Source organism: Streptomyces sp. NPDC094032 (assembly GCF_040303965.1).
Taxonomy (GTDB): Bacteria; Actinomycetota; Actinomycetes; order Streptomycetales; family Streptomycetaceae; genus Streptomyces.
Window position 1 is genome coordinate 122,106 of the sequence record NZ_JBEOUE010000011.1, and the last position, 13,435, is coordinate 135,540.

Consider the following 13,435-nt stretch of genomic DNA (forward strand, 5'->3'; position numbering starts at 1 on the left):
GGAGTACTTGATGCCAGCCGCGGCCCGTACCGGCGACCCGACCAACCACGGCGGGCGGATCGCCACACCTCCCCCCGGTGCCGCCGTGACCGTGGCGACGGTGCTGATCGGCGGGCTGCCCGCCGCCGTCGTGGGCAGCCTGCACGTCTGCGTGGTCCCGCCGCACGCCGCCCTGGGACCGGCCAACGTGGTGCTGCCCAACCCGGCGGGGCTCGCCACGGGCACGGTCCTCATCGGCGGGCTGCCGGCCGCGCGGGCGCGCGATCAGACGGCGTGCGGCGCGATGATCCTGACCGGCGCGTCCGACGTGCTGATCGGCGGTGTGTGATGAGCGAGCGGTTCATCGGACGCGGCTGGGCGTACCCCCTGCGGGTCGGTCCGACCGGCGGGATCGTGATGGTCGAGCGGGAGCGGGAGCTGGAGGAGGCCATCCGGCTGATCCTGGGGACGGCGCCGGGCGAGCGCCCGATGCGGCCCGAGTTCGGCTGCGGCATCCACGAGTACGTCTTCGCCCCGGGCGACGGCGACACCGCGGGACGAGTCGCGCAGCGGGTGCGCGAGGCGCTGGAGCGGTGGGAGCCGCGGATCGTGGTGGACGAGGTCGTCGTGGCCTTCGACTCCGTGGACGCGGGCACCCTCTACATCGACGTGCGCTACACCGTGCGGAGCACCAACGACCGGCGCAATCTGGTCTTCCCCTTCTACACGATCCCCTCCGAGGAGGGGGCCGAGGAAATGGTCGCCGACTGATGGCCCTGCCCTCCCCCAACCTGGACGACCGACGGTTCCAGCAGCTCGTCGACGAGGCGAAGCGGTACGTGCAGCAGCGCGCGCCGGAGTGGACCGACCACAACGTGTCGGACCCGGGCGTGACCCTGATCGAGACCTTCGCCTACCTCGTGGACCAGCTGCTGTACCGCCTGAACCGGGTCCCGGACAAGAACTACCTCGCCTTTCTGGACCTGTTGGGCATCCGCCTCTTCCCGCCGTCGGCCGCGTCGGCGGAGGTCGACTTCTGGCTGTCGGCTCCGCAGCCCGACGCGGTGGTGCTGCCCGCGGGCACCGAGGTGACGACCGCGGCGGGCGGACCCGACGAGCCCGACGAAGGCGTGGTCTTCGCGACGGTCGACCAACTCCGCATCATTCCGAGCGAGTTGACCCGCCTGGTGGCCGCGCCCCGCACCGGCGGGCAGACCGACATGACGGCCCGGCTCGCCGAGGGGCGGGACATCCCGTGCTTCCAGGCGGCCCCGGAGCCCGGCGACGCGCTGCTGTTCGGGCTGCCGACGGCGGTGCCGCGCTGTGTGGTCGCGGTGCGTCTGGACAGCCGGGTGCAGGGCGTCGGTGTCGACCCGCGCCAGCCCCCGCTGGTCTGGGAGGCCTGGGACGGCGGACGCTGGCGGCGCTGCGAGACGGGCGAGGACAGCACCGGCGGCCTGAACCGGCCGGGCGAGGTCGTCGTGTACGTGCCGGCGGGGCACACCGCGTCGGTGATCGCGGGGACGCGCGCGGGCTGGCTGCGCTGCCGGGTGACGGAGGCGGAGCCGGGCCAGCCGTTCTACTCGGAGTCGCCCACCGTGCGGGAGGCGGCCGTCTTCACCGTCGGGGGGACGATGACCGTGGAGCACGCCGAGACGGTGACGGACGTGCCGCTCGGCACCTCGGAGGGGGTCGCGGGGCAGAGCTTCCGGCTGGGCCGCCCGCCCGTCCTGCTCGACGGGGAGCCGCCGGTGGTGGAGGTGTCGTCGCCCGAGGGGTGGCAGCGCTGGGAGGTGGTGGACCACTTCGGCCGCTCGGGCCCCGGGGACCGGCACGTGCGGATCGACGCGACGCTCGGCGAGTTCCTGTTCCCGCCGGTGCTGCGGGAGCCCGACGGCACGCTGGCCTCCCGGGGGGCCGTGCCGCCCAAGGGCGCCCAGGTCCGGGTGGCCCGCTATCGGACCGGCGGCGGCCCGGCGGGCAACGTCGCCCGGGGCGCCATCTCGGTGCTGCGCAGCTCCGTCCCGTACGTCGCCAGGGTCGCCAACCGGGAGGCGGCGCGCGGCGGGGTCGCCGGGGAGACCGTCGACAACGCCAGGCTGCGGGCCCCGGAGGCGCTGCGCACGCAGGAGCGGGCGGTGACCGCCGAGGACCACGAGATCATCGCCCGCCAGGCGGCCCCTTCGGTACGCCGGGTACGGTGCCTGCCCGCCGGGGGCGGGGCGGGCGCGGTACGGGTCCTGGTGGTGCCGGACGCGGTGGCCGACGACGGCGACCGGCTCCGTTTCGAGCAGCTGATCCCCTCGGACCAGGTGCTCACGACGATCACGGCGGCGCTCGACGAGCGGCGGCTGATCGGCACCCGGCTCGTCGTGGAGCCGCCCTTCTACCAGGGCGTCACCGTGGTGGCCCGGCTGTCGGCGCCGGAGGCGGAGGCCGACCGGGTCAGGGAGGCGGCGCTCGCCGCGCTGTTCCGGCATCTGCATCCTCTGCACGGCGGGCCCGAGGGCACGGGCTGGCCGTTCGGGCGGCCCGTGCAGTACGGAGAGGTGTTCGGCGTCCTGCAACGCGCCGTCGGGGACGTCCTGGTGGAGGAGATCCGCATGTTCGCCGCCGACCCGGTGACCGGGCGGCGCGGTGCGCCGGTCGACCGGATCGACCTCGACGCGGGCGCGCTGGTCTTCTCGTACCAGCACCAGGTGGTCGTGACGGCCCAGGCGGCGGAGGACCGGGCATGAGCCGGGCCGCCGTCCCCGGCCTGCCGAGCCGCTACCCGATCGGCGGGCAGTTGCCCGCGATGTACGCCGACGACGACCTCGCGCAGCGCTTCACGGCGGGGCTCGACACGGTCCTGGCCCCGGTGTTCGCGACACTGGACAGCCTCCCCTCCTACTTCGACCCACGCCTGGCCCCCACCGACTTCCTGTCCTGGCTGGCGTCCTGGGTGGGCGGCGCCCACGACCCCCGCTGGCCGGCCGGACTGCGCCGGGAGGCGGTAGCACGAGCGGTCGAACTGCACCGCCTGCGCGGCACAAGGCGCGGCCTGATCGAGGCCCTGCGCCTGGTCCTCGGGGTCTCCGCCGAGGTCACCGGGGACGGCGCGGCCCTCTGGTCCCGCACGCCCGGCGCCGAACTGCCGCCCCCTCCGTCGGACGAGATCCTCGTACGGGTGTGGCCGCTCCGCGACACGACGGTGGACGCCGACCGGGTCCGCACACTCGTCCGCGCCCTGTGCCCGGTCCACACGACCTGCCGGGTCGAGATCCTGTCCGGCCCCCCGTCGGGCGGCGGCGAGGGAGGTGAGGACCGTGCGTGAGTGTCCAGCGTGCGGGTCGCCCAACGGGGAGACGGACGACTTCTGCGGCAACTGCGGCGCGTATCTGGACTGGTCGGAGGAGGCGCGGCCCGCCGGGAGGACGGGGCAGCCTGCCGGCCCTCCGGGCAGGGGGCACTCGGCGGCGGAGGCCGGGACGCGGGGGCCTACGGCCCGGGAGACGCCCGGAACTCCGGAGGAGCGCCCGACCCGACGGGAGACGCCGCCGGGGGAAGAGGCTCCCGCCCCGCCCGTACGACCTGAGCCCGGGCCCGAGCCCGGGCAGGAGCCGCGCCCGACGGCCGAGCCCGAACGACCGGGGCCCGCCCACCCCACACCCTCGCGACCCGCCCCCGAACCGCCCGCCCCCTCCCCCCGCCCGGTCCAGCCCGCCAAGGCCGTCGCGGCGCGCCCGGTGGTGCGGACGGTGCCGGTGGACGACACGCCGAGCGGCGTGCCGTGCCCGGCCTGCGGCACGCCCAACGCGCCGGACCGGCGCTTCTGCCGCCGGTGCGCGGCCCCGCTGACGCCCGCCGCGCCGCCCGAGGCGCTCCCCTGGTGGCGGACGGTCTGGCCCTTCCGCCACCGTCGCACCCGGGGCGGATCAGGTCGGCTGACCCGGTTCCTGACGGTCCTGATCGTGGTGCTGGCCCTGTGCGCGGCGGGCCTGCTGCTCCTGCCGGCCGGGCGGCATCTGATCGAGGACACCAGGGACAAGCTGGGCAAGGCCAAGGCGGTGACACCGGCCCGCGTCCGGGCGAGCGCGGAGCTCGCCGGACACCCGGCGTCCGACACGACCGACGGGCTCAGCAACCGCTACTGGGGCGCGCCCGGGGCCGGGGCCTCGGTGACGTACACCTTCGGGAAGCCGTTCCGTCTGGTCGACGTGATCGTCACGAACGGCGCCTCGCCCGACCCGGAGAAGTACGCGCTCCAGGGGCGTGCCCTGAGGATCGAGATGGAGGTGACGACGAAGGACGGCGGGACGGTGCGCAGGACGCTCGCCCTGAGCGACAAGGCCGGCCCGCAGACCTTCCCGACGGGGATCAGCGACGCCACGACGATCCGCCTGGTCCTGGACGCGCCCGCGGGCCTGTCCCGGGGCCGCCATCTGGCCCTGGCGGAGGTGGAGTTCTTCCAGCGCGGCTGACCCGCCCCCGGACCGGCCGCCACCGCGCACGCCACCCGGCGCTCACGTAGGGTAGCGATGCTGGCACGACGACGCGGCGCGGCGCCGCGCGGAGAGTACGCAGAGTGGAGCGCCCCATGTCAGGACAGTTCGAAGCGACGGTCGTGGTCGACCGCCCCATCGACGCGGTGTTCGCCTTCCTCGCGGACGGGCGCAACGATCCGGAGTTCAGCCCCCGGGTCCTCCGGATCGACCGGATGCCCGACACCCCTACGGAGGTGGGCACGGTCTTCCGGAGCACGGTCAAGGACGCTGGGATGAAGACGTCCAGGGAGTTTCGCATCACCGCCCTCGAAGCGCCGGTGAAGCTGCGCTGGGCCGAGGTGTCCAAGAACAGCGTGACGGCGACGGAGGGCGGCTACGACCTGGAGGCCCTGCCCGGCGGCGGGACCCGGGTCCGCATCTACAACGTGCTGGAGGGCCACGGCCTCGGCAAGCTCCTGGTGGGAGTGGCACTGGCCGCCGCACGCAAGGACGCGGACAACTTCGGGGCCCGGATCAAGGGGGCGGCGGAGGCGGCCATCGCCCCCGCCTGACACCACCTCAGGTCAGGCGGGCGGCACCTGGGCGGCCACGTCGAACGTACCCGGCTGAAAGTCGTCGAGGTGCTCCCGCAGAAGCGCGACCCGCTCCCCGAACCCGGGATCGGAGCGCCACGCGGCGATGGTCTCCTCGTCGGGCCACGGCCCGAAGCTGATGAACCGATTGCCCGCCGACCGGTCCCGCAACAAGGTGCCGTGCGCCTCGGGAAAACGCGACAGGGTCCAGGCGGCGAGCGCGTTCCATCCCACCACGAAGGCGTCCTCGTGCCCGGCCTTGGCGGTCCAGATCCCCACTGTGTAGATCATGCCCGGATTGTCCATTCCGCGACGGCGCACACAGCCGTCGCCGCGCCGGTCGACGACCTACGACTCCTCGGCCGCGACCTCGCCGGAGGACAGGGCGGCCTTCCTCCGGCGGTACACCACCGCACCGCACACCGCGAGAAGAAGAACGGCCACGGCGGACACCCCGAGGGCCGTCCGCTCGGCGAAGAGCCTGCCGAGCACCGAGAGCACGCCGAGCCCCGCGGTCGCGTAGATCAGCGCCCAGGCGGCCCCGCCGACGAAGAGGGCGGGGAGATAGCGCGGCAGCGGCATGCGCATGCTGCCCGCGAGGAAGTTGGCGGCGGTCTGGAACCCCACCGTCAGGAACGAGACGGCCACGACCGGCGCGCCCCACCGCTGGATCGCCCGCTCGGCGCGGAGGAACTTGGCCGAGGAGATGCGCCCGGAGAACCTGCTGCGCCGGGCACCGGCACCGGCGAGCCAGCCGACGGCGAAGGTCCCTCCGGCGCGGAGCAGGATGATCAGATAGAGGGCCCCGGCCGTCATCGCGATCTTATCCACGACGCCTCGCACTCATGGGCGCCCCGCTCCAGCGGGCATACGAACGCGCACAAGCCCGGTCACTGTCTCTCACCTGCGCCCGCCTCTGCCCGTCGGCCCGAACCCGCACACCTGGGCCCACGCCCAGGCAAGGCAAGCCTAACCGAACGCCAATGCGGCGGACACCACGCGCCCCCGCCCCCGCCCCGGGGCCCGTTCTTCGGGCCCCGGGACGGTCGGCTAAGCGACGGGATGGAAGTTGACGCGCTCGCGCACCACGGGGAAGCCCGCCTTGGCGAAGTTCGCGGCCATGGGGAAGTTCCCCCGGTCCGTGGCCGCGGTGACGAAGTCCGCGCCCTGCTCCACCAGGAAGTGGGTGCATTCGGCGACAAGGTCGTAGGCATAACCCCGACCGCGGTGTTCGGGCAGGACGCCGATGAATCCGATGGTCGGTCCGGAGGGGTTGTGGGCCGGGATGTGAATGCCGGCCAGTTCGCCTTCCGGGGTACGGGCGAGCTGCCACCACTCCCGCGGGGACGGGCACCAGTGGAAGAAGTCCAGCTCCTCCCGGGCGGCCTGGTCGAGCCCCTGCTCCTCGATGGTCTTCAGCGCGTGGGCGTCCAGCGTGACCGAGTGGATACGGCGCAGCGCGTCGAAGAAGACCGCGTCGTCGGGCTCGGGACCGTAGACGAGACGCCCGGGCCGTTCGGGCAGCCCGCGCTCCGGGGTCCAGCGATAAAGGAAGCGTTCCACCAGAAGCTCGTAGCCGGCGGCCCGGGCGGCGGCGAAGCGTGTCTCGGCGGCCGCGACCAGGGCGGGGTGCTCGCGCCAGTCACCGGGCAGGTTCAGCTCCAGCTCGACCCGCCACGGGCCGGAGCGCAGGAGCTCGGCCCCCGCCTCGACCTCGCCTTCGGCGACGTCGAACCAGTTGATGTTGATGGGTTCGACGTCATCGGGACCGCCCCACCAGGCACCACGGGCGACGACGCTGCCGTCGCGCAGCGCCACCCGCTTCCACTGGGGCCGGTGCGTGGTCCGCTCATGCCCGGCACGGGCGTGCAGCGGGTCCGGGTGTACGTCGAACAGGTGCGCGTCGCTCTCGTCGAGCGCGCGGATGACCGTATCGGTCATGGATTCCTCCGGGATGCGTACGGCAGAAGCGCTCCCGGTCGGATCAGAGGTACCACACCGGGGTAGCGGAAAGGGAGCGCTGGACAATCGACAACTGCACGGCACTCGCCTCCTTCCGTTCGTGTCACGCGGCGTGATCCGAACGGAACGTTACTTGCTCACCAACGCCCCGTCCACGGAATTCCCGACCTACCGAAGGGCGGTGCCCAGGACATGGACGGCGGACGGCGAGGGAATCCGGGTCTCCGGAAAGGCGAAGCGTTCGATCTCGGTCACCGTGAATCCGGCGCCGCCGATGGCCCGCTCGGTATCGCGCCCCGTGTGGCAGCCGCCCATCAGCCGGGGCCAGACGGTGGCGTCGAGCCCCCGCTGAAGACGACGCGTCCCCGGCGAGTCGGCCTGGACATGCTCGAAGAATCGAAGCCGACCCCCCGGCCGCAGAACTCGGCGGAGCTCAGCAAGTCCTGCCTGCGGATCGGCAACGGAGCACAGCACCAAGCACACCACCGCAGCGTCGAACGAGGCGTCCGCGAAAGGAAGTTCCTCGGCGCGGGCATCGACAAGCTCCACAGGAACGGTTGCCGCCCCGGCCCGCCGCAGGGCCTCGGCGCGAAGGCGGGGCTCCGGCTCGACGGCACGCACCCGGACCACCTCGGGCGGGTAGTAGGCGAAATTCAGCCCGTTTCCCGCACCGAGCTCGATCACCTCACCGGACAGCCCGGCCACCAGCCGCCGCCGGTGCGCGGCGATGCCCGCCCGATCCAGGGCAGGCCCGGCGAACCGGGCGTAGAACCGGGCGAAGAGCGGATGCCTGACCGACTGCGCCACGACGACGACCTCCCTACGAGCGGACTCCCGCACCATGATGCCGGTGGAGCGGGGCCGGGCGGGTCCCACACCGGAGGACGTCGCCGAGGATTCCTCAGGCGACTCAGGCGGTGCCGAGGCGCCACAGTGAGGTGGTCTCCGTCGAGCGGGCTCGGTGCAAGGGGTCCAACGGATCCTTCGCACGCGGGTGGCGGGGCCGCGTGGTCGTGCGCGCCAGGACGCGCAGCCCCGCGGCCGTGATCGCGCCCTCGACGTCGCCACGGCCTCGCAGCCCGAGCCGCTCGGCCAGATCGGACAGGATCAGCCATCCCTCACCGCCCGGCTCAAGGTGGTCCGGCAGCCCGGTCAGGAAACGGTGCAGCATCCGGCTGTCCGGGTCGTACACCGCCTGGTCGAGGGGCGTGCGGGGGTCCGCCGGGAGCCACGGCGGGTTGCAGACGACCAGGTGGGCGCGGCCCGCCGGGAAGAGGTCCGCGTGGCGTACGGCGATCCTGGTCGCAAGGCCGAGGCGCGCGGCGTTGTCCCGGGCGCAGTGCACGGCGCGCATGTCGTGGTCGGTGGCGACGACATGGCGCATGCCCCGGCGGACGAGCACCGCGGCGAGGACGCCCGTTCCGGTGCCGATGTCGAAGGCCGTGGCTCCCGGCGGAAGTTCCGCCTCGGCCACGAGGTCCACGTACTCGCCTCGGACGGGCGAGAAGACACCGTAGTGCGGGTGGATGCGGTCGCCCCCGAGCGCCGGGATCTCCACTCCCTTCCTCCGCCATTCGTGTGCCCCGATCACACCGAGCAGCTCCCGCAGCGAACCCACTCCGGCGCCCGCGCTCGGTCCGTACGCGTGGAGGCACGCCTCCCCGACCCCGGGCGCTCGCCGTAGAGGAATCGTCCAGCCGTCGCCGTACGGGACGAGCAGCCTGCCGAGCAGACGTGCCCGGCGCGCTCGGTCACCGCGGTGCAGGCGGAAGGCGTCGCCCGGGCTCTGCGCCCTGGGCGAGCCCGCGCGCTCGGCGCGACGCCCGACGGCTGCCAGGAGCCGGCGCGCCGACGGATAGTCGCCCGTCCAGAGCAGAGCGGTGCCCTCGGCCATCAGACGGTGCGCCGTGGCGACGCTGATGGTGTCGGCGACGCTCACGACGTGTTCCGGGGGTGGACCGCCGTTGGCCGAGTACCAATGGGCCGAGCCCTCCAGACCACCTTCCACCGTCCATGCCATGACCTGTGCCGTCACCGAACCTCGACTCTCATGAGGAACGATCTTCGCCACCTCCGGGCACCCTGACCGTCCCGGAACGAAACCTTCGCGCCCTCCTGACGCGGTTCGGCCACCGTCTTACGCGCCGCATACGCGCGAGGTCGGGTCCTGCCGACGCCGACGCCGACGCCGACGCCCGCCGGGTCCGGCACGGTCGACGGCGAGGCCGCCGCGCCGTCTTCAGGACCTCCGTCCCGGAGGGTGCGGCTGCACCCCGGCCATCAGGAAGTCCAGTCCCCTTCGGGTCGTGGCGAGGACGACCCGGTCCCCCGCGCGCAGCACACGCCCGTGCGGCGGTCGCCAGTCGAGGCCCTGCCGGTCGAGGCGCAGCCCCGCGAGCGTGTCCATCGAGGACGAGGAGAACCGGGTTCCCGCCGCTCCGACGGCCAGGACGCTCCACTCCTTCTCACGGAACGCCTCGTGGATCGAGCGGCCCTCCAGCTCCGGATGGCCGGCCACGTCGACCACGGTGAACAACAGCGAGCCGCGCTCGACCGGCATCACTCCCAGCACGTGCCGCCCCATCATCGCCGCGGCGAAGGATGCGGCGGCGAGTGCGGAGACGCTTCTGCTGCGGGTCAGGGCACCGGGGTACGAGGCCCTCATGGTGCGGGAGACGGTGGCCGCGAAGTCGTCGTCGTACAGGCGCATCACCACCCTGACGTCCGGGTTGGCTTCCCGCGCGGCCATCACGATGTCCAGGTTCTCGCCGTCCTCCCGGGTCAGGACGAGCAGGGACTTGCTCTGTCCGATGCGGGCCCGGTCGAGGACGCCGGGCGCGGTGGCGTCCTCCAGGAGGAGCGGTATCCCGAGCTCGCGGGCGAGCGCGACACCGCGGGCCTGGGAGTCCCGCTCGACGGCCACGATCTTGTGGTCGGTGGTCACGAGCCGGGCCAGGACCCGAGTACCGATCTTGCCGAGCCCGACCAGGACGATGTGGTCGCTCAGGTCCCCGGCCGGAGGGTGGTTCGCGGAGGCGGTACGGAAGGCTTCGGTGGCGTTCATGGTCGCGGCCACCACCAGCGGGAGGATCGCGAAGCCGACGAACCCTGCGATGAGCTGGAGGATCCGGCGAGCCGGTCCCTCGTCGGTCGCCGGGTCCCCCATGGTGAAGATGTCGAGCAGCGGCAGGTACACGGCCTTCCACAGCGGGCCGTCCAGGACGAGGGCGGTGGCGACGGAGAGCAGGACGACGATCGCGGCGAGTGCCCCGAAGACGGCGGTGACCTCCTTGGAGACGAAGACCTTCCACGGCAGGTGGGCCAGATGACCGAACAGCAGGTCCTTGTAGCCACGGGAGGCCTTCGGGGCTTCCGGAGCGTGGTGGTGGGTGACCTCCTCCAGCATGAGCCGGCCGTGGGTGAACTGGCGGTGGTACGCGGTGCGGGTGTCCGGCAGCAGCTGGGTGCCGTCCTCGCCGGGGGTCTCCGCGCTGTCCTCGCTCGCCGGGTCGTCCTGGTGCGCCCCGGACAGCACGGCCAGGGTGGCCAGATCCGTCGGCCTGCCAGGAGTTCCCGCCGGGCGTACGACGCCTCGGAAGACCTTGCCTTCGACCTGGAGCGTGTGCCCCTGTCCGACGGCGGCGGCCGAGACGAGCTCCGGAACGGCGGTGTCGGTGTCGGACAGGACGGTGGTGGAGGCGTCCAGGGACGCGTCGTCCGTCTCTCCCGCGACCTCCGCGGCCCGGTCGAGGAGGCGTTCCAGATGGCGCCCGCGTTCGCGGTTGTACATGCGGATGACCAGGCGTACGGACGGGTTCAGGCTGCGCGCGAGCAGTGCGGCGGTCATGTTGACCTGGTCGTCGCCGTACGTCAGCGCGAGGGCGGCGGCGCGTTCGACCCCGGCCGCGCGCAGAGTCTGTTCGTCCGGCCTCGCGGACACCAACAGCTCGACCGGCGATCGGGGGTCGCGATGCAGGTCGGCGATCTCCGCCCCGTATCCGTCGCGCCGCGAGGGTAGGACCACGGTGACCGTCTCGCCGCAGACCGCGTCGAGTTCGACGGCGAGACGGTGCGCGAGACCGTCGTCCCCGCATATCACCATGTGCTGCGAGCGCTGCCCAAGTGGCAGACGAAGATGCATGGTTGACGTCACGTCGAACAAGATTGCCGATCGGGGCCCGGCAAGCTCCCTTCGTACGTGAGTTCGGCGTCAAGGTTTCGTATGGATGAGATACGAGGTTCCCGCCGCCCGCGAGGAGCCGCGGTCGGGGACCGCTCGACGGAACTCGGCCTGGCGGGGTCGCAAGCCGAGCACGGTCACGACTCCCGCGGCCATCAAGGCTCCAAACTCCCAGTGTGTCTGGACTCGCCGGCATCCCGGTTGATGCGTTCGCGCCGTACACGAGGGCACGGGAGAGGGCGACGACCGAGTCGAAGGCGTCCCGCCGGGCGACCCGAGGCGTCCATGTCATTGAGGCCGAGGTTGAGGCCGGCAGCGTCTATCTGACGTGTCTCTGACGCCCATCACGCGCGTTTTCACGGGTTGTCGACGGTCCGAGGGACGCGGCCGCCGTCAGCGAAGCGGGACGGGCAGCGTGAATTCGTACGGGAACTCCTCGCCGCCGCGCAGAAAGGTGATCCGGGCCCGCAGTGTGTGCACACCGGAGGGGACGGCCGGCTGCCCCGTGACGCTTCCATCGGTGAACGTGCCGTCCACGCCAGGCCCGTAGGCGCCTCCCCAGTCGACGTACTCCCGCCCGAGGTCGTCCTCCGCCTCGAACACCAGGAGGATCATCGGCGCGTCGGCGTCGGCGGGCAGGGGCGGAGTGATGGTGTAGCGGATCGTGAACGAGTCGTGAGCGAGCGTCAGCCCTCCGACCGTCAGCTGATGGCGACCGCCGAGGATCGTCAGTCTCGGCAGTCCACCGGAGTCGTCGGCTCCCCCGGACGTCGTGCCCCTCATGCGCGTTCCTCTCGCCGGGAGTTCCGGCTACCGTGTTCCGGCCCTTCGACGGCCAAAGAGGAATCTAGGAGCTCGGAGCTGCCAAATCGACGGGTGGCCCCCGCAATTGACACCCTTCTGACACCTCCGCGTCAGGGCGGCGGCAGGATTCCACGGGATCGGCGCCGCGTCTTCACTCCGCTGTCCACGCTCGCCCCATGGACAACTCACTTCGCGACCTGGGCTGCGGGCTGACCCTCCTCCTGATCGCGCTCGGTTCGGTCACCCTCTGGAGGGGCGTGATCGACCTGCGCGACGGCACCACGATCTACTGCGTGAACCGCAGGATGGCTCCCGGCGACACCTGCGTGATGCGCGCGGGATCCAACAGGGTGCAGTACACCTACGAGGAGAAGTCCGCCGACTGGGACAACTCGTATCCGATCCTGGCCACAGCCGCCGGTGCGACGGTCCTGGTCGGCTCGGTGACCCTCGGAGCATGGCTCACCCGGCAGGGGGCCGCGCCGGGGCCCCAACGGCGCGGCCCCGGCGCGAAGAGCTGACCGCCCTGTCCGGGTGCCGGCTCAGCAGCGCGCACGCCTTCCCTGACGACGTCCATGAGGTGGATGACACCGAGGACCCGGGCGGGGGCGACCACCCTGGACCAGACGCGACCCACGCCGCGTACCGGTGCGCCACTCGGCACGCCCGCGTCGTCGAGGTCGAGCTGAGCAGGAACCGGTCTACGCCCCTACCGCTTCCACTCCAGGTGTCAGCGAACCATCCCCCTGACGTTCTCCAGCATCGCCTGGAGCAAGTACGGCGGATCCACAGCGGCCGTGCGCGCCGCCTCCCGGTACGTGGCCGCGTTCTTGTCCGAAGCGCCCTCTCCCGCGTCTATCAGCTGACGCTTCCGCTCTCCCCAGGAGGGCCAACTCTCCCCGAGATCTTGCGCGCCTGCTGCTCGAAAGCTGTCTCCTTCTCCCTCCGCTGCTCCTCACCGAGGTTCCGGACCGACTCGCGCTTGCGGCTCAGCAGCAGGTTGTCTCTGCCGGTCACGTCGACGAAGGTGATTCCCTCGGCGCCGAGGTTCACCCCGTTCCGCTCAGCACGGCCCTCAGCCTCCTCCTTCACCAACCCCTCCAAGGACCGGCACAGCTCGTCCTCTGTCACCTGTCTCACCTTGGTGACCGGGTGCTCGGCTCCGGCGTCACGAGTGAGCCGGCGGACCTGGTGGTAGCCGGCAGGGTCGCGCAACACCTTCGCAAAGGTCCGCGCCTGCGGCGGATGCTGGAACAGCTCGGGCTCCTCGACCGCCAGGCACAGCGTCCGTGTCCCGCTCTCCGGCCGTCTGCGGTCGGCCAGATACTTCAGCGCCGCAATGATCAGAGCGCGTTGGAAACCGTGCACCTGCCGGGACACGGAGGTCTCGGCCGCGCCGTCCTTGATGCTCACCTGGAAGCCTGTCCTGGCCGGCCTCGGCACCCGTACGA

15 protein-coding genes are annotated in these 13,435 nt (G+C 72.4%); 7 read left to right on the plus strand and 8 right to left on the minus strand.

What is annotated here, in order from left to right; genetic code table 11:
* Positions 1-10 precede the first annotated feature (10 nt).
* The 6 genes from ABTZ54_RS17800 to ABTZ54_RS17825 all read left to right on the plus strand — a co-directional run bounded on the left by ABTZ54_RS17800 (position 11) and on the right by ABTZ54_RS17825 (position 5,017).
* Complete coding sequence (locus ABTZ54_RS17800; RefSeq protein WP_351663964.1) at positions 11-328, plus strand: PAAR domain-containing protein; 318 nt, start codon at positions 11-13, stop codon at positions 326-328.
* A complete protein-coding gene (locus tag ABTZ54_RS17805) occupies positions 328-750 on the plus strand; it encodes a GPW/gp25 family protein (RefSeq protein ID WP_351663966.1) in 423 nt (140 codons plus the stop codon). The genes ABTZ54_RS17800 and ABTZ54_RS17805 overlap by 1 nt, the downstream gene beginning before the upstream one ends.
* Positions 750-2,717, plus strand: a complete 1,968-nt coding sequence (locus tag ABTZ54_RS17810; RefSeq protein WP_351663968.1) for a putative baseplate assembly protein — start codon at positions 750-752, stop codon at positions 2,715-2,717. Before ABTZ54_RS17805 ends, ABTZ54_RS17810 begins: the two co-directional genes overlap by 1 nt.
* Positions 2,714-3,295: a phage tail protein gene (locus tag ABTZ54_RS17815; RefSeq protein WP_351663970.1), complete on the plus strand. Its 582-nt coding sequence runs from the start codon at positions 2,714-2,716 to the stop codon at positions 3,293-3,295. The genes ABTZ54_RS17810 and ABTZ54_RS17815 overlap by 4 nt, the downstream gene beginning before the upstream one ends.
* A 430-nt stretch (positions 3,296-3,725) precedes the next feature.
* Positions 3,726-4,442: an NADase-type glycan-binding domain-containing protein gene (locus ABTZ54_RS17820; protein WP_351663972.1), complete on the plus strand. Its 717-nt coding sequence runs from the start codon at positions 3,726-3,728 to the stop codon at positions 4,440-4,442.
* Between the two features lie 116 nt (positions 4,443-4,558).
* Positions 4,559-5,017, plus strand: coding sequence for an SRPBCC family protein (locus tag ABTZ54_RS17825; protein WP_351663974.1), 459 nt, complete (start codon positions 4,559-4,561; stop codon positions 5,015-5,017).
* A 12-nt stretch (positions 5,018-5,029) separates the two neighbouring features.
* On the opposite strand, the gene ABTZ54_RS17830 is transcribed toward ABTZ54_RS17825, so the two are convergent.
* The 7 genes from ABTZ54_RS17830 to ABTZ54_RS17860 form a co-directional block, all read right to left on the minus strand.
* Entirely contained in the window at positions 5,030-5,329 is a 300-nt protein-coding gene (locus ABTZ54_RS17830; protein ID WP_351663976.1) for an antibiotic biosynthesis monooxygenase family protein, read from the minus strand.
* 57 nt (positions 5,330-5,386) lie between these two features.
* The gene (locus tag ABTZ54_RS17835) at positions 5,387-5,869 is read right to left on the minus strand and encodes a DedA family protein (protein WP_351663978.1); all 483 of its coding nucleotides are present in this window, start codon (positions 5,867-5,869) and stop codon (positions 5,387-5,389) included.
* Positions 5,870-6,088: 219 nt separating this feature from the next.
* On the minus strand, positions 6,089-6,979 hold the full coding sequence (locus ABTZ54_RS17840) for a GNAT family N-acetyltransferase (RefSeq protein ID WP_351663980.1): 891 nt from the start codon (positions 6,977-6,979) through the stop codon (positions 6,089-6,091).
* Positions 6,980-7,168: 189 nt separating this feature from the next.
* Positions 7,169-7,843 carry a class I SAM-dependent methyltransferase gene (locus ABTZ54_RS17845; RefSeq protein WP_351663982.1) on the minus strand — a complete coding sequence of 225 codons (675 nt, stop codon included), beginning with the start codon at positions 7,841-7,843 and terminating at the stop codon, positions 7,169-7,171.
* Positions 7,844-7,910: 67 nt separating this feature from the next.
* A complete protein-coding gene (locus tag ABTZ54_RS17850) occupies positions 7,911-9,020 on the minus strand; it encodes a methyltransferase (protein WP_351663984.1) in 1,110 nt (369 codons plus the stop codon).
* Between the two features lie 219 nt (positions 9,021-9,239).
* A complete protein-coding gene (locus ABTZ54_RS17855; RefSeq protein ID WP_351663986.1) occupies positions 9,240-11,141 on the minus strand; it encodes an NAD-binding protein in 1,902 nt (633 codons plus the stop codon).
* A gap of 432 nt (positions 11,142-11,573) precedes the next feature.
* Complete coding sequence (locus tag ABTZ54_RS17860) at positions 11,574-11,963, minus strand: hypothetical protein (protein ID WP_351663988.1); 390 nt, start codon at positions 11,961-11,963, stop codon at positions 11,574-11,576.
* Between the two features lie 197 nt (positions 11,964-12,160).
* Here ABTZ54_RS17860 and ABTZ54_RS17865 point away from each other — a divergent pair, with 197 nt between their 5' ends.
* Positions 12,161-12,505 (plus strand): hypothetical protein, encoded by a 345-nt coding sequence (locus ABTZ54_RS17865; RefSeq protein ID WP_351663990.1) that lies wholly within the window; start codon positions 12,161-12,163, stop codon positions 12,503-12,505.
* Between the two features lie 337 nt (positions 12,506-12,842).
* On the opposite strand, the gene ABTZ54_RS17870 is transcribed toward ABTZ54_RS17865, so the two are convergent.
* Entirely contained in the window at positions 12,843-13,397 is a 555-nt protein-coding gene (locus ABTZ54_RS17870; protein WP_351663992.1) for an AAA family ATPase, read from the minus strand.
* Positions 13,398-13,435: the final 38 nt, after the last annotated feature.